Genomic DNA, 23394 nt, shown 5'->3' with positions numbered 1-23394 from the left:
CTCAATGCGCGGGCAAAACCTGCCCCCACTCGCGCTCGTAGGTGGTCACCAGCACCTGGTTGGACAGGCGGTTCACCTCGGCCGGCACGCGCGCCATGTCCTGCGGAAAATCGAACAGCTGCGGCAGGCTCTGCAGGTTCAAGAAGCGCAGGCCCTCAGGCAGCTGCTGCGGCAGGCGCCAGGGCCGGTGGCTGGCGATGACGTAGCCCCACTCGCCGAAGCTCGGCACATGGGCGTGGTAGGGCGTGGCCCGCAGGCCCACCGATTCCACCGTGGCCACCACGGTCCAGAAGCTCTGGCGCGCCACCAGCGGCGAGGTGGTCTGGATCACGGCGTAGCCGCTGGCGGCCAGGCGCTTGTCCAGCAGCGCGTAGAACGAACTCGTGTAGAGCTTGCCGATGGCGAAGTTGGTGGGGTCGGGGAAATCGACCACGATCACGTCATAGGTGTCCGTGCCTTCATCGAGCCAGCGAAACGCATCGGTGTTGACGACCTTCACCTTGGGCGAGGCGAGCGCATGGCCGTTCAGTCGCGCCAGCGTCTCGTGCTGCGAGAACAGCTGCGTCATGTTCGGGTCGAGCTCGACCAGGGTGACGGATTCGACCGAGGGGTACTTGAGGATCTCGCGCACCGCCATGCCGTCGCCGCCGCCGAGCACGGCCACCTTCTTCGGCGCGCCGTGCGCGGCCATCGCGGGATGCACCAGGGCCTCGTGGTAGCGGTACTCGTCGCGCTCGGCGAACTGCAGGTTGCCGTTGAGGAACAGGCGGTGCCCCTGGCGGCCGCTGGTGACCACGATGCGCTGGTAGGGCGAGGTGGCGGTGAAGACCACGCGGTCCTGGTAGAACTTGTCCTCGGCCAGCGTGGTGATGTGGTCCGCGCCCGCAAAACCGGCGGCCAGCGCTAGCAGCGTCAACCCGCAGGCCGCGGCATGGCTGCGCAGGCGCCGCAGCTCATGGCGGAACAGCCACAGCGCCCACAATGCCACGGCGGCGTTCATCAGGCCGAACAGCAGGCCGGTGCGGATCAGCCCGAGCTGCGGCACCAGCAGCAGCGGGAAGGCGATGGAGACGGCCAGCGCGCCCAGGTAGTCGAAGGTCAGCACCTGCGACACGAGGTCCTTGAGCGCCACGTTGCGCTTGAGGATGCGCATGACCAGCGGGATCTCCAGCCCCACCAGCACGCCCACCAGCAGCACCAGCCCGTAGAGCAGTACGCGGAAGGCGCCGGGCGCATAGGCGTTGGCCAGGAACAGCAGCGCCGGCAGCGCGCCGCCGGCCAGCGCCACCAGCAGCTCGATGCGCAGGAAATGCGCGGGCAGCTGGCGCTCCAGGTAGCGCGACAGCCACGAGCCGATGCCCATGGCGAACAGGTAGCTGCCGATGATGGTGGAGAACTGCAGCACCGAGTCGCCCAGCAGGTACGAGGCCAGCGCGCCCGCGGCCAGCTCGTAGACCAGGCCGCAGGCCGCGATGACGAAGACGCTGGCGAGCAGCGCCACCTCCACCGGGCGCGGCGCAGGGGCTGCATGGGCGGCCGGGCCTGGCGGCCCCCGGTGCGCGCTCACTCAGTGGATCGCCGCTGCCACGATCAGCGAGATGCCCAGACACATCGACGCCACCACCACGCCCAGCGCGAGGTTCTGCTTCTCGACGATCTCGCCCCACAGGTCATAGGGCGTGATCTTGTCGATGATGATGAAGCACAGCCAGAACACCACCACGCCGATCAGCGCGAACAGGATGGAGCCCACGAAGACGCCCGGTTTCAGCCATTCAATGTCCATGTCACTCTCCTTCTTGCAAAACGGAAGGAGCGGGCCGCCGGCCCGCTCCGCAAAACCTCATTTGTGGCCGCCGCCGCTGGAAAAGCCGCCGAACGAGCCGCCCGAGCTGCGCGCGCTGCTGCCCGAGCTGCTGCAGTTCTCCACGCGCGGGTCGCAGCTGGTGCAGCGGCTGAACAGCAGCAGCACCACCAGGATGATGGCGAACAGCACGATCACCGTGACGCAGCCGATGCCCGACTTGCCGCCGACCGGCAGCGCGTCGCCGCGCTGCAGCAGGGCCTTCCTGTTCTCGATGCCGAAGGCCTTGGCCACGGTGTCGCTGTCGATGCGCCCGCCGCCGGACCAGGTCACCTCGTTCGGCGTCTGCTCCAGCGACAGCAGGTTCTTGCCGGACTCGAAGTCGCGGTTGAAGGTCTTCTGCCCGCGCTGCACCTGCCAGTAGAACTCGCCGGCCACGTAGGTGGTCTCGGCGTTGTAGCTGTCCTTGAGCGCGTAGCGCGTGCCCAGGTAGGTGGCGCTCTGCGCGTTGCCGCTGAGCACCGGCGCGCCGGTGGTGGGCTTGACCACGCTCCAGCCGTCCTCGGCATCCACCAGGAAGGTGAAGCCGCGCTTGGCGTTGTACAGCAGGTATTCGTCCCAGCCGAACTGCTCGTCGCTGTCGCCGGGCTCCGCGCCCATGCGGTGCTGGAAACCCACCACCTGCCACTGCGCGCCCTGCAGCTGGCCCTGGGTGCCGAGCGGAATCAGCAGCTGCACCGGCTCGTCCTGCGCGGCGTGGCGCAGCTCGGCACCGATGCCCTGCGAGAGATCGATGATGCTGCGGCAGGCGCCGCAGGTGATGCTCTGGCTGCCCGCCAGCGCCACCGCCACCTGCGCGCCGCAGTTCGGGCAGGCGAACTGGCGGGCCTTGTCTTCCTTGGCCGATTCGGCGCGCAGGCCGGTGAGCTGCAGGTCGTCCAGCAGCACCGAGCGGCCCAGCGAGAGCGTGGGCGGCTGCGTGCCATAGTCGATGCCCAGCACCTGGGCCTCGCCCGCATTGCTGCGCAGCTCCACCATCGCGAACGGCTGGCCCAGCGGCGGCAGCCGCGGCAGCTCGCCCTGCGCCGCGGCCAGGCTCACCTGCTCGTTGGAGGCCACGCTGAACGGCCGGCCGCTGATGGCCGTGGTGGCGCCCACGCGGAACTGCGCGGCGGCCGGCACCTCGCGCTGCAGCGTGGTGGGCAGCGTGAACACGAAGGCGCCGTTGTCCTCGCTCAGGAAGCCGCTGCTGCCGTCGTCGAAGACCGCATGCCACTCGTTCCAGCTGCCTTCGCGGTACTTGTACTGCAGCCGCCCGACGACGGTGAAGCCGCGGCCGTTGAAGCGGCCCGCGGCAAAGAGCTGCAGCGGGCTGAAATCGTCGAACACCTCGGCCATCTTGCCGATGCGCGACAGCGTGTCGCCATCACGCACCACGGTGGAATGGCAGTAGCCGCAGACCGCGTGCGTGGACTGCGCGCTGCGGAATTCGACCGGCGCGCCGCAGCCGGGGCACGCGGCGCGGTAGGCGCGCTGGGGGCTCGTTTCAGCCACGAAAACGGGGAGCTTGCGTCAGACCAGTTTCTTGAGCAGCTCGGCCTTCTTCGCGTCGAATTCCTCCTGGGTCAGGATGCCCTTGGCCTTGAGCTCGCCCAGCTTCTCCAGCGTGGCCATCACCTCGTCGGGCTTGACCGTTGCCGCCGCCGCGGCGGCGCTGGCAGCGGCGGCCTGCGCCGCGCCGCCCTGCAGGCCCTGCTGCAGGTTCTGCGCCAGCACCTGGCCCAGCGCAACGCCGGCGCCCAGGCCCATGGCATCGCCGGCGATGCCGCCGCCCGAGCCCGCGCCCTCGGCGAACTTGGGGATGGCCTGCGCTGTCTGGTACTGCATGAACTTGCCCATGTCGTTGCCGACCATGCCCATGCCGATCTTCTGGTCGAGCACCTTCTGCAGCTCCTCGGGCAGCGAGACGTTCTGCACCGTCATGACTTCGAGCTTGAGGCCGATCCTGCCGAACTCGGGCGCGAGCTGGGTGGTGAGCGCCTGCGCGAACGCCTGCTGGTTGGCCGCGAGGTCGAGGAACGGGATGCCGCTGGACGCGATCGCGTTGCTGATGTTCTGCAGCACCAGGCCGCGCAGCTGGCCGTCCAGGTCGGCCACGCGGAAGCTGTCGCGCGTGCCCGAGATCTCGGTGTGGAACAGCTTCGGGTCGGCCACGCGGAAGCTGTAGTTGCCGAAGGCGCGCAGGCGCACCGCGCCGAAGTCGGGGTCGCGGATGGTGATGGGCTGGGGTGTGCCCCACTTCTGGTCGACCTGCTGGCGCGTGCTGAAGAAGTAGACGTCGCTCTTGAACGGGGACTCGAACAGCTTGTCCCAGTTCTTGAGGTAGGTCAGCACCGGCAGCGTCTGCGTGGTGAGCTTGTAGAGGCCGGGCCCGAACACGTCGGCCACCTTGCCCTCGTTGACGAACACCGCCATCTGCGACTCGCGCACGGTGAGCGAGCCGCCGTTCTGGATTTCCATGTCCCGCATCGGGAAGCGCCAGGCCAGCGTGCCGTCGCCGCTCTCCGTCCACTGGATGATGTCGATGAACTGTTTCTTGATGAAATCCATCAGGGCCATGGGATGCTCCGGTGCAAGGGATGACGAACCATGATACCCGCGCCGTGCGGCAGGCCGGCGCCGCCCGCGCGCGCCAGAACACCGTCAATCGCCGGTTTAGGGAAAAGCAATTGGCGCCTCTTGTTGAGAATCATTATCATTTACTCAACCCTGCCGCCACGCCGCGGCATCCCTGAGCCGCATCAACAAGGAGTCCGCCATGGCTGAATTTGCCCGCGCCAACCTGGCCACGCTGAAGAAGACCGCCAGCTACTACCTCGTGCACATCACCGTCGCCGCGCTGGTGGCCTACGCCGTCACCGGCAACCTCGTGATGGCGTTCACGCTGAGCCTGCTGGAGCCCACGGTGCAGGCCTTCGCGTTCTTCTTCCACGAGAAGGCCTGGCAGCGCTGGAATGCCCGGCGCACGGCCCGGGAGGCTGGCACACCGGCGCTGCTGGTGTAAGAACGTGTTTGCGATCTGTATGGGGTCGCGCAAGTGTCTTTTCGGGATGGGCTGCAAGGCGCGCTGCGCCGCCAATAGCTGGCTATTGGCCAGCAACGCAACGCCGCAGACCGCCCGAAAAGGCACTTGCCCTTCGGGTTGGGACGAAATCGGGCGATTTGCCCACCAAATCCCTTGCATGGGCATGAGCCCATGCGGCGTGATGTTGGCGGCCAACTCATCCCGATTGCGTCCCAACGCGGCCCCATACAGATCGCAAACACGTTCTAGGCCCTCTTTACGCCGCGAAGCGCCCGCGCTACATTGCGCGGCACCATGCCCCAGACTTGGTTCGTCGACACCCCGCCCCACGGCCACTCGCTGGCCGCGCGCTCCGTCGCGATGCTGCTGGACGCGCCGCACGACGCCGCGCCGGCGGCCCGGATGCTGGACTTCCTCAACCAGGTTGCGCCGGTGGAATACATCTCGCTCGTGGCCTATGCGGGCATCGACCGCGGCGATGCGCCCACGCTGGTGGAGGGCCATGCGCACAGCGCGCACACCCGCAACGTGACGGCCGAGTGCTTCGCGATCTACCGCCGCCAGTACTGGCGCAGCGACGCGGCCACGCGCATCGCGCAGCACCTGCGGTACGAGGCCGGCGGCAGCGCGCCGGTGACGGCGCTGCATTTCCAGCCCGGCGACATCCCGCTGGCGAGCTGGCGCAACGAGATCTACGAGCGCGAGCACCTGAGCGACCGGCTGAGCTTCCTCTACGCGCCGCTGCCGCACACGGCCTATGCCATCAACCTGTACCGCGACGAGACGCTGGGCGGCTTCCAGCCGGCCGAGATCGAGCGGCTGCTCGCCGTGGCGCCGCTGCTGCGCCAGGCGCACCGCGGCGCGCTGCGGTTGGGGGCCGGCACCCCGGTTTGGGAGTATTTTGAACCGGATGTCCGCATCCAGCGGTCATTGGTTGCTATAAAAAAGAGAGCGCCCCGGCTCTCGCCACGCGAGGCCGAGGTCTGCGCCCGCATCGCCTGCGGCCTGAGCGCCGACGGCATCGCGGCCGAGCTGGACGTGGCGCCCTCCACCGTGCTCACGCTGCGCAAGCGCGCCTACGCCAAGCTGGCCGAGGCCGGCCTGCACGGCGGGCGGCTGGCGCTGGCCCGGCTGGCCGGCTGAACCCCCCTCTCCGGCCGTGCGCTCACGGCGCCTGCCACACCAGCCAGCCCCCGAGCACCAGCAGCCCCCACATCAGCCAGCGGCGAAAGCCCTCCTGGCTCAGCTCGTCGCGCAGGCGCTGGCCCAGGCCCATGCCCACCAGCGCGGGCAGCAGCACCAGCAGCGACTGCAGGGCCGACACCAGATTGAGGTGCTGCGACGCCGCCAGATTCACCGCCAGCGCGAGCGTGGACACGGTGAACGACAGGCCGAGCGCCTGCGCCATCTCGTCCTTCTCCAGCCCCAACGCCTGCAGGTAGGGCACGGCCGGCAGCACGAACACGCCGGTGGCTGCTGTCAGCAGGCCAGTCAGGCCGCCGACTGCAACGGAAGCGGCGGCCTCCAGCCGCGGCGCGGGCCGCGGCAGGCGCCAGCCCGCCAGCCCGGACAGCGCATAGGCCACGAGGCACAGGCCCAGCAGCCGCAGCGCGTGGCCCGCCGGCCCGGCCATCCAGCCGTGGCCGGCCCACACGCCCGCGCACACGCCGGCCATCATCGGCCACAGCCGCCACGCCAGCGCACGCAGGCGGCCGCCGCGCGCCATCTGCCACAGGTTGGTCAGCAGCGAGGGCAGGAACAGCAGCGCCGCGCCCTCGGCCACCGGCATGACGAGGCCGAGCAGGCCCATCGCCACCGTGGGCAGCCCCATGCCGAGCAGCCCCTTGACGCCGCCGGCCAGGAGGAAAATGAAGCTCACCATCACGAACTCGTGGACACTGGCAGCCGGCATGAACGATCCCTTTCATCAAGCAACAACCCGCAGGCACAGTGTGGTGCGCCGCCGCCGCGGCCACCCTCTGTCTTTGCTTGAGGCAGGCTTCGGCCCAGCCGCAGGCGGTGCCCCGTGATGCGCTTCGACTGGACCGATCTGCAGCTCTTCGTGCACGCCTGCGAGGCCGGCAGCCTGACGGCGGGCGCCGAGCGCTCGCACCTCACCCTGGCCGCCGCCAGCGCGCGCATCCGCGGCATGGAGGAGCAGGCCGGCGCGCCGCTGCTGCAGCGCCACTCGCGCGGCGTGCGCCCTACGGCCGCCGGCGAGGCGCTGTCGCGGCATGCGCGCGCGGTGCTGGCGCAACTGGCCCAGCTGCGCGGCGAGCTGGCCCAGCACGGGCATGGCCTGCGCGGGCAGGTGCGGCTGATGTGCAACACCTCGGCGCTGGTGCAGCACCTGCCGCCGCTGCTGGCCGACTTCCTGCGCCGGCACCCGGCCATCGACGCGGCGGTGGAGGAGAGCGCCAGCCACCTCACGGTGCAGGCGCTGCGCCAGGACGCGGCCGACCTGGGCATCGTCTCGGACGTGGCCGACACCGCCGGGCTGCACACCGTGGCCTGGCGCCGCGACCCGCTGGTGCTGGTGCTGCCGCGCGGCCATGCGCTGGCCGCGAGCCGGCGCGTGGCCTTTGCCCAGGTGCTGGCGCATGACCTCGTGGGTTACGGGCCCGCCAGCGCGCTGCACGCGCACCTGAGCCTGCAGGCCGCGCAATTGGGGCGGCCGATGCGGCTGCGCGCGCAGCTCGGCAGCTTCGAGGCGGTGTGCACGCTGGTGGCGCAGGGCGTGGGCGCGGCCGTCATGCCCGCGGCCGTGCTGGCGCGCGCGGGCGGCGGCGCCCGGCTCGGCACGCGCCCGCTGTCGGACGCCTGGGCGCAGCGCACGCTGCTGCTGTGCGCGCGCACCGGGTTGCCGGCATCGCAGCCGGCGGGGCAGCTGTTCGAGTTTCTGGCCTCTGCGGCGGCCACGGCCTGACATTCGGCGCGCAGCGCGCCCGTGAGAAGGCGAGGGCTCAGACCCTGCGGTGAACCGCGACCTTGCGCAGCAGCTCCATCAGCACCGCCTGCTCCACCTTGGTCAGGTGGCGCAGCAATTCGCTCTCCATCGAGGCGGCGATGCCCTCCGCCTTGTCAACGAAGGCCTTGCCGCTGCGGGTCAGGCGCAAATGCTGCACGCGCTTGTCTTCCACGCTCTGGGTCTTGGTGAGGTACTTTCGATCGGCCAGCCGGTCGATGATGAGGGACATGCGCGCCGCTGCGGTGCCCAGGCTCTGGCAGAGCTGCTTGCTGGTGGCGTCCGGATTCGAATCGATGAGCACCAGCACGGTGTACTCGACCTGGGTGACTTCCAGAGGCTTGCCGATGTACTTCTCGAAGACCTTGAAGCTCGGAATGCAGGCCTGCGCCAGGTTGTACCCCAGCAGCGTGTGCATCCGCTCGTGATTAAGCCCGCCCGGCAGATCGACATCAGCGGTTTTGATGATGCTCGAAGTCATGCCGTCAAGTCTACGGCATGCGCTGCGGCGCCTGCCGCCGTGTCCGTCCTCGCCGATCGAGGGTTCTCCCTAGTCTGAAATTTGTTTTTGTTAACTACATTGATTATTGTCAATAACTTTTAATTGGCAGATTCATCTGATTTTCCCTGGCGATCCAGGTTTTTTTGACGGTTTATTTGTTAACGAAGATATTGAATTTTCCAAGAAAATTTGAAGCACTCGACCCGGTCATGAGGCTGGCTTTCGCCCCGAGGCCAGGCACGGATTCCGGGCACCTATGGAGACAAACATGAGATCAAGCACTTCGTTGGCGGCGCTGTTCGGCGCCGTCTTCTCGGCCTCCCTGCTGGTCACGGCCTGCGGCGGTAGCGATGGTTCGCTCACCGCAGCGGCGCCACCGCCGCCCGCCCCACCGCCGCCGCCTGCCGAGGTGGCGCCGGCGGCCATTCCCGCACCCGGCTCGCTGCTGGGCCCCCTGCCGGCCAACAAGGTGGTCACCGCCGCAGACTGCGATGCCAGCAAGCTCGGGACCAGCATCGACGTGGCGCTGATCGGCGAGCCGGTGGCCAGCGTGACCCTGACCACGCCCACCTGGACCGCAGGCGTCAGCCCCAACCCGTCGTACTGCACCGTCAACGGCATCATGGCCCCGGTCGATACCAGCGCCACCGCCAGGCCCATCAACTTCCGTGTCGTGCTCCCCGCCTCGTGGAGCTACCGCGCCGCCCAGCAGGGCGGTGGCGGCATGAACGGCAGCGTTCCCGGCCTGACGGGCACCGTGGATGGCTACCCCTCGTTCGTCTCGCGCGGCTGGGCCGTTTCGGGCAGCGATTCGGGGCACACCAACGGGCCCAACGACTGGGCGCTCAACGACGAGGCGATGCGCAACCTCGCCTACATGCAGATGAAGAAGACGCATGACGCAGCCTGGGTGCTGATCCAGCGCATGTACGGGCAGAAGCCGAGGTTCTCGTACTGGTACGGCGGCTCGCAGGGCGGGCGCGAAGGCCTGACGGTGGTGCAGCGCTATCCGGCTGACTATGACGGCGTGATCGCCAACGTGCCGATCGTCAATTTCTCCAGCCTGATGCTGGGCCCGGAACTCATCCGCATCCAGGAGAAGCCCCTGGCCAACTGGGTGACCCAGGCCAAGCGCGCGGCCATCTCGGCCGAAGTGATGCGCCAGTGCGACAAGCTCGACGGGCTGGTCGATGCCGTCATCAACAACTACCAGGCCTGCAGGGCGATCTTCGACGTCAACCAGGGCGCGCCCAACCGCAAGCCCTGGGCGGCGATCCGCTGCCCGAACAACGTGGACCCGAATCCGGCCGACACCAGCGCCGCGGCATGCCTGACCGACGGCCAGATCTCGACGCTGCAGTTCACCCACACCCGCTACAAGTTCGCCACGCCCCTGGCCAACGGCGTCACTTCGTTCGGCATGTGGCTGCCGGGCACCGACCCGGGCGGCAGCGGGCTGATCGAGCCGCAGCGCTTCCAGGGCCAGGAAGGCGCCACCGGCGCGTCGCCCGTGCACTCCCAGCTCGGCATTGCCGGCGTGACCGGGTTCCTGTTCCAGGACCTGAACGCGAATCCGCTGGACTATGTCGAGGGCGGCCCCTTGAACGCACGCCGCCTGGAGATCTCGCGGCACCTCGATGCCACCAACCCCGATCTCAGCGCCTTCTACAAGCGCGGCGGCAAGCTGATTTCGATGATGGCCACCAACGACACGCTGGCGTCCCCGGCGGCCCAGCTCGACTACTACCAGTCCGTGCATGACAAGATGGGAACGCCCAACGTGGACGTGTTTGCCCGGTTCTACATCGTCCCCGGTGCGGGCCACGGCATGAGCGGCAACAACTACACCGTCAACGGCGACGGGGAAGCGATTGCCAGCAGTGCGCTGGCCAGCACCTTCGACCGGGTCTCGATGCTCATGGACTGGGTCGAGAACAACCGCGCCCCGGACAAGGCCTCGCTGGTCTTCGGCGGCACGCGCACCTTGCCCCTGTGCTCGTATCCGATGTATCCCCGGTACAAGGCCGGCCCCATCACGTCAGCCAGCTCGTACGCCTGCTCGAACTGATCCCGCGCCGGCGCGACGCCGGCCCGAGCCGCCCCGTTCTGCGGGGCGGCTTTTTCTTTTCCGCCGAGGGTGCGCGCACTGCCGCGCCGAATAACCCCACGCGTCCCCTTCGAGGGGGACAGCGCCGGCCGCGGTGCGCTCCTACATTGCCTTCACGAGCAAGACAAAGGAGACACCCCATGAGCGCCGACTCGCCATGGCTGCGCGACTGCTGGTACGTGATCGCGTGGAACCATGAAATACCGCCGGCCGATGCGCCGCAGCTGTTCAGCCGCACCGCGCTGGGCGAGCCCATCCTGGTGCTGCGCACCGCCGACGGCGGCCTGGCCGCGATCGAGGACCGCTGCTGCCACCGCCTGGCGCCGCTGTCCAAGGGCCGGCGCGAAGGCGACTGCGTGCGCTGCGGCTACCACGGCCTGAAGTTCGACGCACAGGGTGCCTGCGTAGAAGCACCCGGCATCGCCATCGTGCCGGCCAGGGCGCGCGTGCGCAGCTACCCGGTGGCGCTGCACAACAACTGGGTCTTCGTCTGGATGGGCGAGCCGGCGCGCGCCGACCGCGCGCTGCTGCCCGACAACTTCTCGTGCGACCACCCGGACTGGCGCCACCAGCCGGGCTACATGCACTACGACACGCCCTACCTGCTGATCTGCGACAACCTGCTGGACTTCTCGCACCTGAGCTACGTGCACGAAAAGACGCTGGGCGGCTCCCCCCGCATCGCGCAGGCCGTGCCGCAGATCGAGCGGCTGGCGCACGGCATCAAGGTGTCGCGCCACGTGCCCGACGTGGCGCCGCCGCCGTTCTACCAGCGCTTTCGCCGCTTCGACACGCACCTGGACCGCTGGTTCGTCTATGAGTTCCTGCTGCCCGGCACGCTGCTCATGCACTCGGGCGGGCGCCCGGTGGCGGATGCGAAGGACGACCTGAGCCGCGCGGTGCAGCTGCACAGCTGCCAGAGCCTCACACCCGAGACCGAGACCAGCACGCACTACTTCTTCCAGCAGTCGCACCGCGCGGGCCAGGGCGACGAGGGCATGACGCAGTCGATCTACGACAGCCTGCTCACCGCCTTCAACGAGGACCGCGACATGATCACCGCGCAGCACCGCAACATCCTGCTCAACCCGCAGGCGCCGATGCTGCCGCTGGCCATGGACGCGGCGCTGGTGCAGTTCCGCCGCCTGCTGGCCGCGCGCGTGCAGGCCGAGCGCGCCGCCGCGGCCGCCTGAGCCCCTTTACACCATCAGCCCGCCGGCCACCAGCGCACCGCCACCCGAGGAGACACGCCATGCATCGTCCGCTTCTGATTGCTATCAAATCCATAGCTGCCATCGTCCTGTGCACCTGGACATCCGGCGCTTTTGCCCAGAATTTCCCGGCCAAGCCGCTGCGCGTGGTCGTGCCCTACCCGGCCGGCGGCGCCACCGACTACGTGGCGCGCCTGATCGGCGAGCGCCTGTCCCGATCGCTCGGCCAGCCGGTGGTGGTGGACAACAAATCGGGCGCGGCCGGCGCCATCGGCGTGGCCGACGTGGCCAAGGCCGAAGCCGACGGCCACACCCTGCTATTCACCATCAACGACCCGCTGGTCAACAACGTGGCGCTGTTCAAGACCCTGCCCTACGACCCGCAGAAAGACCTCGCCTTCGTCGCGCAGATCCTGCGCAGCCCGGCGCTGGTCTCGGCCAGCACCTCGCTGGGCGTGAAGAACTTCGAGGAGTTCCGCAAGCTCGCGGTGCCGGCCGCCAGGCTCAGCTACGGCTCCTGGGGCATCGGCGGCCTGGGCCACCTCGCGGGCGAGACGCTGAACCGCGACCTCAAGGCGCAGATGGTGCACGTGCCGCAGCGCGGCGAAGGCCCGGTGGTGCAGGACCTGATGGGCCACACCATCAGCATCGGCCTCTCGAGCGTGGCCACGGCCAAGCAGCAGGTGGCCGCGGGCAAGATCGTGCCACTGGCCATGATGGGCCGCGAGCGCTCCACCGCGCTGCCGAACGTGCCCACGCTGCGCGAGCTGGGCTTCACCGACCCGCTGTACGACGCCAGCGTCTGGATGGCGGTGCTGGTGCCCGCCAGAACGCCCACGCCGGTGGTGCAGAAGCTCTCGGCCGAGATCCGCGCCATCGCCGGCAGCCCCGACGTGAAGGCCCTGCTGGTCGACCGCGGCTTCGAGATGATGGTGACCACGCCCGAGCAGGCCCAGGCCCACTACAAGGCCGAGTTCGACATCATCACGCGGCGCATCCGCGAGCTGGGCATCGAGCCGCAGTAGGCGCGGCCGTCCGGGCCGGCCGCCTACTTCGCCCGCTTCGGCCGGGCCTTGGCCTGTGCGGTGGAGGCATTGAGGGCGACTGCCGCACGGATGAGGGCCTGGAACGCACCCGCGTCGACCTCTTCGCCCTCATGGATGTCGATCGCGCGCCGGGTGTTTCCATCAAGGCTCGCGTTGAAGAGCCGGGCCGGATCCTTCAACGAAGCGCCCTTGGCGAAGGTCAGCTTCACGACCGACTTGTAGGACTCGCCGGTGCAGATGATTCCGTCATGCGACCAGACGGGCGTGCCCATCCACTTCCATTCCTCGACGATGCCGGGGTCCGCCTCGTGGATGAGCTCGCGCATCCGGCGCAAGGTTTCCCCGCGCCAGTCCCCGAGCTCGGCGATTCTTTGGTCGATCCGCTCGGAGGCCGGCTGTGCTTCGGCTGGACCTGGCTTTTTCATATTCATCTCCTTTGAATCGAGCGGCCGCTGCCGGCAGAACCTGACGAAGCGCAGGACAGGCCGGCGCCTCGCGGAGCCACGTCAGTGGAGGCTCTTTCGAACAAGAGCTTAGCCATTGCTGCGGTACGTGCCCTCACCATGCGGCGCAGCCTTGAACTCAGGCAAGGCTTCGACTGAAGCCGAGTAGGCGGCCAAGCGGGGGAACCTCTCTGCGGGCACGGCCTCCGGGATCATTTGCTGCGTGAAGTGCCATGCCACGCCAAGGGTCACACCGGCTTGCCGAAGGCCCGGGCTGCCGGCCGCGAGCGGCCTGCGGTTGAGTTCCTGCTCCAGTTCACCGTAGGCGGCAAGCAACTGACCGGTGATCCGGCTCACCCACGGTTCGTGCAGCTTCTCCGGCGGGCGCAGTCCACGCTCGTAGACGATCTGCACGCTCTTCTCTGTCGCGGCAAGAGCCAAGCCCATGAGGCGCAGGTCGTGCTGCAGCTCCCGAAAGTCCGTTGGCATGAGTGTCCTCGGACGGGCCAGCGCTTCGGCGTACGCCAGGATCAGCGTCGAGTCCATCAGCACCTCGCCGTCGTCGCACAGGAGGGTGGGCGCCTTGACGACGGGGTTGATCTGCTGAAACTCGGTGAAGGTACGAAAGACGGAGAGCGACTGGTGTTCAAACCGCAGGCCGAGCAGCTGGAGCGAAACAGCGACGCGCCGGACGTAGGGTGAATCGAGCATGCCGATGAGCTTCACGGGTCCTCCTGTGACGATGGACGTGGACAGTAACCGGCACGCGAAACTGCGCGGGGCGGCCCCCAGCCGTTGCGCGTCCGTGCTGAACGACATATTAGACCGAACGATTCACCAGGGCCTTTGGGCCGCGATGAGACAGGCCGAGTTGACTTCTGCTCTCCAAAGGTGCCTTCTACACGCGCTCGTCATTCCGCAACTGGACAAGGCAAGCCCCTTAAGGAGATTCAAAGGACAGGTCAATCCCCCTGGATAGGGGATAGGTGGTGGCGGGTTCGATGGATAGCCTTGGGGCCGATGTCCTACTCCCACTCCAACTGCCGCATGAACCGTTCCTCCACCGTCCGCACCTCGCGCGCCGCGCTCCTTGCCATTGCCACCATGACCCTCGCCGCCTGCGGTGGGGGCGGCGACAGCCTCCTCGCTCCTGCGCCCGCAGCCACTCCCGCGCCGGCCGCCGTCAGCGTCAGCGCCGCGGCCCTCGTCATCTCGTCGGCCACGCCGGCCAACGTCAATGGCACGCTGGACAAAACCGTTGGCTTGGGCGAAGCGGGCATCAGCAATGCCACGGGCAGTTTCACCAGCGGCGGCCCCAACGACTATTGCCGCGCGGCGGTCTATGCGATGACCCACAGCGGCAACGCCAGGAAATACATGGTGGAGGTCGTTTTCTCCAAGGCCACCAAGGCAGTGAGCTACGTCGCCCTGGGCGAGGACGTCACGCCCGCCACGTTCACCGTGCGCGCCGCCGCGCCGCTGACCAGCGTGGCCATTGACATCGCCAACCGCCGGATCGGTTTCACCAACACCGTGCTGGGCGCCGGCGGCGCCAACGCGGCCACGCTGAATGGATCGCTGGAGTTTGTGACGAATGGTTCTGTGGCGGATCGCGCCAGTTGCGGGTGATTGGGGTTCACCCTCGCGCAGACAGACGCCGATTATTCTTTCAGCAGCTTGCTTACTGCTTTTATCAATTGGTGCGTCAGCAACGCAGATTCCACTACAAATACCGAATATATGACTGCAGCAGAGTCCCTAACAGCCAATCCATCGGCTACTTATAGGGGTTGGGCCTCATTGCGCCGGGCTGGAGCCAGGCGAAGTCGATTCCAACAATCTGGTCATGGCATCAATCAGATTGGTGACTGTAGATTCGGTGCTTTCGATTTCAGCCAAGAACCTGTTTAGATTCTCGGCGACTGCTCTCTTTGCTTTATTTAGATCTTTGCTGATTCGTGGTAGCGAGGAGGTGGCATCGCGCATTCCCGTCAAACCACTACGCGCAGTAGAGGCACTTGCGATTGTGTCGTACAAAGTAATGCGCAGGTCGCGAAGTTGCTCAACATCGCCTGGGAAATCGGCCATTAACGCAACTGCGCTGCTCAAAGCGAAGAATGCATCTTGCCTAGCCCTTGAGAGAACGCCGACCTGGTTTCCAAGCGTTTCGGCGTAATGGAACATGTCTTCTGAGGCACGTTTTATGGATCGCTTTGCAGCTTGCGGATTCGTGCGAGCGTCTTGGACTTCTGCATTTCTTTGGGTAAGCTGCTCTCCAATTCTGACGGTGCCTTCATTAATTGAAGCCATGGCCAGCATCATGTCTTGGGCGCGCGATTCGTAGATGTCTAAGTAGTCGAGCAAGCCAAAGTCAGCGTCATCCGCGGCATCTGGCTCTATCGAGACTTTCTCTTCCCGATATTCGGCCTCGCTATCTTGTGTCCCCCCGGACGCAAACTTCTGCGCGATTGCGGAGAGATGAGCGCGCAACGAAGCCTCGAAGCCAGCCTGGTCTTCAAATGTTGCGTAGAGTCCCCCACGATCGGAGAGAGACGCCTTAAATTCGAGCAGCGCCGCAAGTTGGGCTCCCTCCAGCTTAGATGGAGCAATTGGTGCGTCCTTAAAGTAGAGCATGATCTCCGGAGCAGTAGCTGTGGATCGAAATCGTGCATGCGCTCTTTCGAACTCCTCGACCGTGCCAGCGCGTGCCCGACCAGTCGGAGTACCAAGTCTTGACCAGAAAATCCCAAGGAATACGTCGTAATCATCCGGGAGTTGTGAGTTGATGACTTCCTGCGGGTCCTGAGCGAATCCGGGGCGTGCGTGGGTCTCCCACTTGAGCACTTCGAAGCTCAGGCTCAGACTTTGTGACCATGTTCGATTCAGTTCCGCAACAACGCTGTCTAGAACTGCTCGTTCTTCCGCGACATCCGCAGGAGAAGCTACAAAGACCTGCAGAACTGTTCTGTGGCGTGGCATTGAATCTCCGAAAGAAGCGACGATATAAACATGAGGCCTAGCGCGCGAGCGTCAGTGGACGTCGTAGGCGATCCGCGATCCGGCAGATTGTTACATCTTCTTTTGTGTTCGACCAGCGCTCGGAAGGCCGTCATGCACCCACCACCTACCGCATCTGCAACGCCCGATGGCAAGTGCAATTCCCCCAACGGTACAAATGCAAGTGATGCAGGGTATCCAGCCAGGTCGCCCAGGCCCCACCCGTCAGCACCTCGCTGGCCGTGAGGCCGAACACGCCCAGGCTGATGGAGGGCAGCAGCGAGACCACCGAGTGCCAGGTGCGCTTGGGGATGAACAGCGCGTCGCCGGCCTCCACGCGCGCATAGAGGCCGCTGGCCTGCTCGAACTGCGCCAGCTCGTGCGGCTGCTCGGGCAGGCGCGAGATGTTGATGTCGCTGAGCGTGGCGCCCCAGTCGTACTTCTGTGCGGGGCACAGGTGGGGGCTCTGGTCGGGCGGGAACAGGATGAATTCCTTGACGCCGCGCAGCTGGCAAAACCAGTTGTGCGGAAAGTCGTTGTGCAGGCCGGTGACGGTGCGCGCCGGACCGATGAAGACGAACTCCCAGGTCCAGCGGCGGCCGGGCCAGAGGTCGCCCAGATCGAAGTCGCGACGCAGTTGCGGGAACTGCTTGAGGATGTCCCACTGCGCCAGGTACAGCCGGTTGGCCTGGAACGACTGCATGTAGGCCCAGTCCAGGTGAAAGCTCTCGCCCGGCGCCAGCTGGCGGCGTCGGCTGAGCGGCAGCAGGCCGGTGTCCAGCTCGGGCGCCTGTTCGGCCGGCATCAACTCGCGCAGGTAAGGCTCCACGGGTAGGTAGGGGCGGCCCTGCGTGAGCCCCTGCTCGACCAGGCCGTCGGTGAACTTGGTGGTGAGCTGCCTGCCGTCCGCGTTCTGCAGCCGGGCCAGGCTCTCGAACGACCATTGCGCGGCCGGCCAGTGGCGCAGCCCGCCCTTCACCAGCACCGGCCGCTCGAACGGCGCCTGGCGGCCATCGCGGGCCAGCGCCTCCCAGGTGGTTTCTTCGATCAGCTGAAAACGGGGGCCAAGGGGCGCGGTCATGGAAAGCTTTGCCTGGGGAGGAATCCGGGCATCCATCATGACAGGCGCCGCCGGAGGTTGGCCGCGCCGGCTTCAGGCCCAGCCCGCCCAAGCCCCAACCCCCCGCAAAAAAGTCAAAAGCAAAAGACCTTTTTACGTGGATTCACTGACTAGGGTTTTTACCGTGCCGGGGTCTACAATCCAACTCCCTTACAAAGCCGACGGTTGGCCGCACCCCTGCGACACCCGATCGCCGCAGGAGACGTTTGATGCCCGCCAACATGGTGAAGACCGAAGAGAAACGCGCCGAGCTGCGCCGCGCCGCGCTCGAGTACCACGAATCCCCGACCCCCGGCAAGATCGCCATCGCGGCCACCAAGCAACTGGTCAACCAGCATGATCTGGCGCTGGCCTACTCCCCCGGCGTCGCGGCGCCCTGCGAGGAGATCGTCAAGGACCCGGCCAATGCGTTCCGCTACACCAGCCGCGGCAACCTCGTGGCCGTGATCTCCAACGGCACGGCTGTGCTGGGCCTGGGCGACATCGGCCCGCTGGCCTCCAAGCCGGTGATGGAAGGCAAGGGCGTTCTCTTCAAGAAGTTCGCCGGCGTGGACGTGTTCGACATCGAGATCGACGAAAAAGACCCGCAGAAGTTGGTCGACGTGATCGCCGCGCTGGAGCCGACCTTCGGCGCCATTAACCTCGAAGACATCAAGGCCCCGGACTGCTTCTACGTCGAGCGCGAATTGCGCAAGCGCATGAAGATTCCGGTGTTCCACGACGACCAGCACGGCACCGCGATCACGGTGGCCGCCGCCATGCTCAACGGCCTGAAGGTGGTGGGCAAGGACATCGGCCAGGTCAAGCTGGTCACGTCCGGCGCAGGCGCCGCGGCGCTGGCCTGCCTGAACCTGCTGCTCAAGGTGGGCCTCAAGCGCGAGAACGTGTTCGTGACCGACCTCGCCGGCGTGGTCTATGAGGGCCGCACCGAGCTGATGGACGAGGACAAGATCCTGTTCGCGCAGAAAACCCCGGCGCGCAGCCTGTCCGAGGTGATCGAGGGCGCCGACGTGTTCCTCGGCCTGTCGGCCGGCGGCGTGCTCAAGCCCGCCATGGTGGCCAAGATGGCCCCGCGCCCGGTGATCTTCGCGCTGGCCAACCCCAACCCCGAGATTTCGCCGGAAGACGCGCACGCGGTGCGCGACGATGTGGTCATGGCCACCGGCCGCACCGACTACCCGAACCAGGTCAACAACGTCCTGTGCTTCCCCTACATCTTCCGCGGCGCGCTCGACTCGGGCGCCACCACCATTACCGACGAGATGGAGATCGCGGCCGTGCACGCCATCGCCGAGCTGGCGCAGGCCGAGCAGAGCGAAGTCGTGGCCGCGGCCTATGTGGGCGAGAAGCTCGCGTTCGGCCCGGAATACCTGATCCCCAAGCCGTTCGACCCGCGCCTGATGATGAAGATCGCGCCGGCCGTGGCCCAGGCCGCGGCCGACAGCGGCGTGGCACTGCGCCCGATCAAGGACATGGACAGCTACCGCGAGAAGCTGCAGAGCTTCGTCTATGCCTCGGGCACCACGATGAAGCCGATCTTCGCCGCGGCCAAGCATGCGTCCCGAAAGCGCGTGGCCTATGCCGAGGGCGAGGAAGAGCGCGTGCTGCGCGCCGCCCAGATCGTGGCCGACGAAGGGCTGGCGCGGCCGACGCTGATCGGCCGCCCGGCCGTCATCGCCCAGCGCATCGAGAAATTCGGCCTGCGCCTCAAGGAAGGCACGGACTACGACATCGTCAACGTCGAGCAGGACCATCGCTACCGCGACTTCTGGCAGACCTACCACCGCATGACCGACCGCAAGGGCATCACCGCCCAGATGGCGAAGATCGAGATGCGCCGGCGCCTCACGCTGATCGGCGCGATGCTGCTGCACAAGGGCGAGGTGGACGGCCTGATCTGCGGCACCTGGGGCACGACCACGCTGCACCTGTCCTACCTGGACCAGGTCATCGGCAAGCGCCCCGGCGTCAACACCTATGCCTGCATGAACGGCCTGCTGCTGCCCGACCGCCAGGTGTTCCTGGTGGACACGCATGTGAACTACGACCCCACGGCGGAACAGCTGGCCGAAATCACCATCATGGCGGCCGAGGAGATGATGCGGTTCGGCCTCAAGCCGAAAGCGGCGCTGCTGAGCCACTCCAACTTCGGCAGCAGCAACCAGCCCAGCGCCGTGAAGATGCGCCAGACGCTGGAGCTGCTGCGCATCCAGGCCCCCTGGCTGGAAGTGGACGGCGAAATGCATGGCGACATGGCGCTGGACGCCGGCGCCCGCGCCACCGTGATGCCCCACAGCACCCTGGCCGGCAACGCCAACCTGCTGGTGCTGCCCAACATCGATGCAGCCAATATTTCTTACAACCTGCTCAAAACGGCCGCCGGCGGCAACATCGCCATCGGCCCCGTGCTGCTGGGCGCCGCCAAGCCCGTCCATATCCTGACAGCCAGCACCACGGTGCGCCGGATCGTGAATATGACAGCCTTGACCGTGGCGGACGCCAACGCGGCACGATAAGGCCTGCTCAAGTAGTTGGTGCCTACTTAATTTCTGCCGGCCAGGCTCCCAGCAACCCTTGCAGCTGCTCAAATTTTGGGCAGCTGCTTGCGTTTTCGGCACAGATGCGTCACACTACCGGTCTTGAAATTACGGGTTAACCCGGAGTTTCCGAAGGCGTCCCAACCAAGGTTTTCGTTCTATGGCGCGTTTTGCTGCTCCCAAGTTTGCATTGACCAGCCTGTTGCTGGTGGCAGCATTCCTAAGCCCCAATCTGGTGCAGGCCAAGGGCCCGAGGCCCGAAGGGCGCGTCGACAGTGCGGCCCAGATCGCCGTGGCGGAACTGCCGCGGCAAGGCCAGGAAACCTATGAACGGATCCGCCAGGGCGGGCCGTTTGCATACGACAAGGACGGCACGGTGTTCGGCAACCGCGAGCGGCAGCTCCCGGCCCAGAAGCGCGGCTACTACCGCGAATACACCGTCAAGACGCCAGGATCGCGTGACCGGGGCGCCCGGCGCATCGTGTGCGGTGGCCCCCCCAGGACGCCGGATGCCTGTTATTACACCGGCGATCACTACGCGAGTTTTCGCCAGATCGTCGAGTGATGTGCCGGCCGCCCCGTGGCCGGCCGTGCAGTCAGGGTGAGTTTTTATGATGACTATAGAAAGAGAAGCGGAGATGGATACACCACTTCGTACCGTCAGAACCAACATCGTGCAGTCGATCCGCGCCTTCCGGGTGCAGGACCTGCATGAGGCAGCCAAGGCCCTGGGCCAGCATTTCCTCTATGCCAACCTGGCCAACGCCCAGAGCAAGCAGGATGTGCTGGACCTGATCGCCCAGCAGTTCACGTTCCCGGCGCATTTCGGCAAGAATTTCGACGCGCTGTACGACTGCATGACCGATCCGCTGCATAAATCGGGCCCACAACCCGGCTTCATCGTGGTGCTCGAGCAGATCCCGGCCAACGCCAAGTTCGACAAGGAAGCGCGTGAGCAGCTGCTCGACATCTTCCGGGATGCCTCCGACTACTGGGCCGACCGCAAGATACCATTCCGCTGCTTCTATTCTTTTCTGTAGCCCGTTCTGCACAAACCAGCCAAGCAGAACGGGCGAATGAGGCTCCGGGAACCGACGCCGTTTCCGATACCGCACCCAGCACCGAATCGGGCGAGAAGATGCCCACCGACAAGCTGGTGGATGTGTCCCCGCTGGCGCTGCGCATGAGCAGCCCGTTCAACGCGGGCTACTGGCTCGCCGCCGCCTGACTGAACGCCCCCCTGAAGCGCGCTCCCGTGCGTTTCCTCCCAATGTGGGGGCCATGCAGCGGACCGGCCGAGCCGGCTCCACGCCTTCCCGAAAAAGCCCGTCGCCGACGGGCTTTTTTGTCTTATGTTTGCGGCACCAGCGCGATGGCGAGTGCCAGGGCGATGTATTCGTCCACCGGCACCTCTTCGGCGCGGCGCTGCAGGTCGAAGGCGCCGGCGAAGCGCCGGGCCTCCAGCCAGCGGCCCAGCGTGTGGCGCAGCAGCTTGCGGCGCTGGCTGAACGCCACCTGCACGATCTCGCTCAGCAGCGCGGGATCGACCGGCGCCGGATCGGGCCGCGGCACCATGCGCACGACGGCGCTGTCCACCTTGGGCGGCGGGTCGAACGATTCGGGCGGCACGAACAGCACGTTGTCCATCGCGTAGCGCCACTGCAGCATCACCGACAGCCGCCCATAGTCGGCCGTGGCGGGCCGCGCCACCATGCGGTCGATCACTTCCTTTTGCAGCATGAAGTGCTGGTCCTCGATCACCGCGGTGAAGGCCAGCAGGTGAAACAGGATGGGCGTGGAGATGTTGTAGGGCAGGTTGCCGACCACTCTCAGCCGCGCCACGCCCAATGACTGCGCCACCTGGGCAAAGTCCACCTTCAGCACATCGGACTCGATCACGGACAGCTGCGGATGGCCGCGCAGGCGCGCGGCCAAGTCGCGGTCCAGCTCGATCACGGTGAGCTGCCCCAGCCGCTCGGCCAGCGGCTGCGTCAGCGCCGCCAGGCCCGGCCCGATCTCCACCATGGGCTGGCCCGGGCGCGGCGCGATCTCGCGCACGATCGCGTCGATGATGCCGGCATCGGCCAGGAAATGCTGGCCAAAGCGTTTGCGCGGAATGTGCTTCACGGCTTGCCCGCCGGCCGGTGCAGCGGCCCGGGCGCCGGGGCTCGGGCGCATCGTAAAAGCGCCAGGCTCACTGCGGAGGCTCGCGGTATTCCACGTAGGCCCGCCCGCGCACCTCACGGGCCCAGTCGGCAAAGGCCTCGTCGAGCTTCTTCTCGCGCACCATGTTGCGCGCGATCTCGCGCTGCTCGCGCTGGGAGAGCGTGACGTCGCGGCGCTCGAGCAGCTGGATCAGGTGCACGCCGAAGCGCGACACCAGCGGGTTGCTGATCTCTCCCGGCGTCAGGCTGTTCATGACCTCCTCGAACTCCGGCACGAACATGCCCGGATTGGCCCAGCCCAGGTCGCCGCCCTCGCGGGCGCTACCATCCTGCGAGTTTTCGCGGGCCAGCGTGGCGAAGTCGGCCTGACCGGCTTCGATGCGCTTCTTGAAATCGGCCAGCCGCGCCAGCGCGGTCGCCTGGCTCAGCTGCGGGCCCACACGCAGCAGGATGTGGCGCGCATGGCTCTGCGTGACGCTCACGCCCGGCATGCCGGCCTGCCGCTTCTCCACCACCTTGAGGATGTGGAAGCCGGCGCCCGAGCGCAGCGGCCCGGCGATGCCGCCTTCGCGCAGCGACTGCGTGGCATCGACGAACAGGGTCGGATAGCGGTCCACGCCGCGCAGGCCGAGCAGGCCGCCGCTGCGGCCCTCGGGGGCATCGGAAAACTGGCGCGCCAGCGCGGAAAAGTCCTCGCCGGCACGGGCGCGCGCGGCAATCTGCTGGGCCTTCGCCTGCAGCGGCGCCACCTGGGCCTCGCTCGCGTTGTCGGGCACCGCCACCAGGATGTGGGCGAGGTTGATCTCCAACGCCGCCGGGTCGGCCTGGTCCTGGCGCTCGCTGATGAACTGATCCACCTCCTGGTCGGTCACCCGCACGCGCGGCTCGACCTCGCGCTCGCGCAGGCGCGACAGCAGCAGCTGGTTGCGCAGGTCGTCGCGCAATTGGCTCAGGGGAATGCCGTCCTGGGCCAGCCGGCGGCGCAGCTCCGCCACATCCACCTGGTTTTGCCGCGCCACGTTCTGTTCGGCCTGGTCGACCTGCGCCTCGTCGATCCGGATGCCGGCCTCGCGCGCCATCTGCAGCTGCGCGCGCTCGCTGATCAGGCGCTCCAGCACCTGGCGGGCCAGTTCCTCGCGTGGCGGCATCGGCCGCCCCTGCTGTGCCATCTGCTGCTCCAGCCGCAGCAGGCGCGTACGCACCTCGTTGTTGGTGATTGGCTCGGAATTGACGACCGCCACGATGTAGTCGGCCTGGCGCTGGACATTGGCGGTGGCGGGTGCGCGCAGGCTGCCGGGCGAGATGCCGAGCTGGGGGGAGGCGCGCAGGCCCTGGGCCTGTGCGCCCATGAAGCAGGCCAGGGCGGCGAACGCGAGGGCGCAAACCCCCGGGGAAACGCGTTTGATCATGAT

The 23394-nt window shown here is 67.0% G+C and carries 23 protein-coding genes; 11 read left to right on the top strand and 12 right to left on the bottom strand.

The window, feature by feature from the left end; genetic code table 11:
* Position 1: 1 nt before the first annotated feature.
* The 4 genes from MMF98_RS21200 to MMF98_RS21185 are packed head-to-tail and all read right to left on the bottom strand — an operon-like array spanning position 2 to position 4423.
* Entirely contained in the window at positions 2–1567 is a 1566-nt protein-coding gene (locus tag MMF98_RS21200; protein WP_243309334.1) for a polyamine aminopropyltransferase, read from the bottom strand.
* Entirely contained in the window at positions 1568–1786 is a 219-nt protein-coding gene (locus tag MMF98_RS21195) for a DUF350 domain-containing protein (RefSeq protein WP_243309333.1), read from the bottom strand. It lies immediately after the preceding gene.
* A gap of 57 nt (positions 1787–1843) precedes the next feature.
* Positions 1844–3358 carry a DUF4178 domain-containing protein gene (locus tag MMF98_RS21190; protein ID WP_243309332.1) on the bottom strand — a complete coding sequence of 505 codons (1515 nt, stop codon included), beginning with the start codon at positions 3356–3358 and terminating at the stop codon, positions 1844–1846.
* An 18-nt stretch (positions 3359–3376) separates the two neighbouring features.
* The gene (locus MMF98_RS21185; protein ID WP_243309331.1) at positions 3377–4423 is read right to left on the bottom strand and encodes an SPFH domain-containing protein; all 1047 of its coding nucleotides are present in this window, start codon (positions 4421–4423) and stop codon (positions 3377–3379) included.
* A 20-nt stretch (positions 4424–4443) separates the two neighbouring features.
* Here MMF98_RS21185 and MMF98_RS21180 point away from each other — a divergent pair, with 20 nt between their 5' ends.
* The 3 genes from MMF98_RS21180 to MMF98_RS23675 all read left to right on the top strand — a co-directional run bounded on the left by MMF98_RS21180 (position 4444) and on the right by MMF98_RS23675 (position 6032).
* A complete protein-coding gene (locus MMF98_RS21180) occupies positions 4444–4599 on the top strand; it encodes a hypothetical protein (protein ID WP_243309330.1) in 156 nt (51 codons plus the stop codon).
* A gap of 23 nt (positions 4600–4622) precedes the next feature.
* Entirely contained in the window at positions 4623–4868 is a 246-nt protein-coding gene (locus MMF98_RS21175; protein ID WP_243309329.1) for a DUF2061 domain-containing protein, read from the top strand.
* 315 nt (positions 4869–5183) lie between these two features.
* A complete protein-coding gene (locus tag MMF98_RS23675) occupies positions 5184–6032 on the top strand; it encodes a helix-turn-helix transcriptional regulator (RefSeq protein ID WP_279343767.1) in 849 nt (282 codons plus the stop codon).
* 22 nt (positions 6033–6054) lie between these two features.
* Here MMF98_RS23675 and MMF98_RS21165 read toward each other — a convergent pair whose 3' ends face one another.
* Positions 6055–6801 (bottom strand): sulfite exporter TauE/SafE family protein, encoded by a 747-nt coding sequence (locus MMF98_RS21165; protein ID WP_243309328.1) that lies wholly within the window; start codon positions 6799–6801, stop codon positions 6055–6057.
* 117 nt (positions 6802–6918) lie between these two features.
* Between MMF98_RS21165 and MMF98_RS21160 the strand changes: the two genes are divergently transcribed.
* Entirely contained in the window at positions 6919–7815 is an 897-nt protein-coding gene (locus MMF98_RS21160; protein ID WP_243309683.1) for a LysR substrate-binding domain-containing protein, read from the top strand.
* A 37-nt stretch (positions 7816–7852) separates the two neighbouring features.
* On the opposite strand, the gene MMF98_RS21155 is transcribed toward MMF98_RS21160, so the two are convergent.
* Positions 7853–8335 carry a MarR family winged helix-turn-helix transcriptional regulator gene (locus tag MMF98_RS21155; protein ID WP_243309327.1) on the bottom strand — a complete coding sequence of 161 codons (483 nt, stop codon included), beginning with the start codon at positions 8333–8335 and terminating at the stop codon, positions 7853–7855.
* 289 nt (positions 8336–8624) lie between these two features.
* Between MMF98_RS21155 and MMF98_RS21150 the strand changes: the two genes are divergently transcribed.
* The 3 genes from MMF98_RS21150 to MMF98_RS21140 all read left to right on the top strand — a co-directional run bounded on the left by MMF98_RS21150 (position 8625) and on the right by MMF98_RS21140 (position 12699).
* Positions 8625–10424: a tannase/feruloyl esterase family alpha/beta hydrolase gene (locus MMF98_RS21150; protein ID WP_243309326.1), complete on the top strand. Its 1800-nt coding sequence runs from the start codon at positions 8625–8627 to the stop codon at positions 10422–10424.
* A 179-nt stretch (positions 10425–10603) separates the two neighbouring features.
* On the top strand, positions 10604–11656 hold the full coding sequence (locus tag MMF98_RS21145) for an aromatic ring-hydroxylating oxygenase subunit alpha (protein ID WP_243309325.1): 1053 nt from the start codon (positions 10604–10606) through the stop codon (positions 11654–11656).
* 59 nt (positions 11657–11715) lie between these two features.
* Positions 11716–12699, top strand: coding sequence for a Bug family tripartite tricarboxylate transporter substrate binding protein (locus MMF98_RS21140; protein ID WP_243309324.1), 984 nt, complete (start codon positions 11716–11718; stop codon positions 12697–12699).
* Positions 12700–12722: 23 nt separating this feature from the next.
* Here the strand turns inward: MMF98_RS21140 and MMF98_RS21135 are convergent, their stop codons facing one another.
* Both MMF98_RS21135 and MMF98_RS21130 read right to left on the bottom strand, forming a co-directional pair.
* Positions 12723–13145: a DUF1801 domain-containing protein gene (locus tag MMF98_RS21135; protein ID WP_243309323.1), complete on the bottom strand. Its 423-nt coding sequence runs from the start codon at positions 13143–13145 to the stop codon at positions 12723–12725.
* Between the two features lie 108 nt (positions 13146–13253).
* The gene (locus tag MMF98_RS21130) at positions 13254–13889 is read right to left on the bottom strand and encodes a glutathione S-transferase family protein (protein WP_243309322.1); all 636 of its coding nucleotides are present in this window, start codon (positions 13887–13889) and stop codon (positions 13254–13256) included.
* Positions 13890–14210: 321 nt separating this feature from the next.
* Between MMF98_RS21130 and MMF98_RS21125 the strand changes: the two genes are divergently transcribed.
* Positions 14211–14792 (top strand): hypothetical protein, encoded by a 582-nt coding sequence (locus MMF98_RS21125; protein WP_243309321.1) that lies wholly within the window; start codon positions 14211–14213, stop codon positions 14790–14792.
* Between the two features lie 168 nt (positions 14793–14960).
* Here the strand turns inward: MMF98_RS21125 and MMF98_RS21120 are convergent, their stop codons facing one another.
* Together MMF98_RS21120 and MMF98_RS21115 are read right to left on the bottom strand one after the other, a co-directional pair.
* Complete coding sequence (locus tag MMF98_RS21120) at positions 14961–16142, bottom strand: hypothetical protein (protein ID WP_243309320.1); 1182 nt, start codon at positions 16140–16142, stop codon at positions 14961–14963.
* Positions 16143–16287: 145 nt separating this feature from the next.
* Entirely contained in the window at positions 16288–17241 is a 954-nt protein-coding gene (locus MMF98_RS21115; RefSeq protein ID WP_243309319.1) for a cupin-like domain-containing protein, read from the bottom strand.
* A 248-nt stretch (positions 17242–17489) separates the two neighbouring features.
* Here MMF98_RS21115 and MMF98_RS21110 point away from each other — a divergent pair, with 248 nt between their 5' ends.
* The 3 genes from MMF98_RS21110 to MMF98_RS21100 all read left to right on the top strand — a co-directional run bounded on the left by MMF98_RS21110 (position 17490) and on the right by MMF98_RS21100 (position 20857).
* Positions 17490–19796 carry an NADP-dependent malic enzyme gene (locus MMF98_RS21110; RefSeq protein ID WP_243309318.1) on the top strand — a complete coding sequence of 769 codons (2307 nt, stop codon included), beginning with the start codon at positions 17490–17492 and terminating at the stop codon, positions 19794–19796.
* A 181-nt stretch (positions 19797–19977) separates the two neighbouring features.
* Complete coding sequence (locus tag MMF98_RS21105) at positions 19978–20382, top strand: guanyl-specific ribonuclease (RefSeq protein WP_243309317.1); 405 nt, start codon at positions 19978–19980, stop codon at positions 20380–20382.
* A gap of 46 nt (positions 20383–20428) precedes the next feature.
* The gene (locus MMF98_RS21100) at positions 20429–20857 is read left to right on the top strand and encodes a barstar family protein (RefSeq protein ID WP_243309316.1); all 429 of its coding nucleotides are present in this window, start codon (positions 20429–20431) and stop codon (positions 20855–20857) included.
* A 310-nt stretch (positions 20858–21167) separates the two neighbouring features.
* On the opposite strand, the gene rsmA is transcribed toward MMF98_RS21100, so the two are convergent.
* Both rsmA and MMF98_RS21090 read right to left on the bottom strand, forming a co-directional pair.
* Positions 21168–21944, bottom strand: coding sequence for a 16S rRNA (adenine(1518)-N(6)/adenine(1519)-N(6))-dimethyltransferase RsmA (rsmA, locus tag MMF98_RS21095; RefSeq protein WP_243309682.1), 777 nt, complete (start codon positions 21942–21944; stop codon positions 21168–21170).
* Positions 21945–22011: 67 nt separating this feature from the next.
* Complete coding sequence (locus MMF98_RS21090) at positions 22012–23391, bottom strand: peptidylprolyl isomerase (protein WP_243309315.1); 1380 nt, start codon at positions 23389–23391, stop codon at positions 22012–22014.
* Positions 23392–23394 lie beyond the last annotated feature (3 nt).

Origin of the sequence: Variovorax terrae (assembly GCF_022809125.1) — a bacterium.
Lineage (GTDB): Bacteria > Pseudomonadota > Gammaproteobacteria > Burkholderiales > Burkholderiaceae_C > Variovorax_A > Variovorax_A terrae.
The sequence above is the reverse complement of the archived record's forward strand: the minus strand, read 5'-3'. Positions and strand labels throughout refer to the sequence as shown.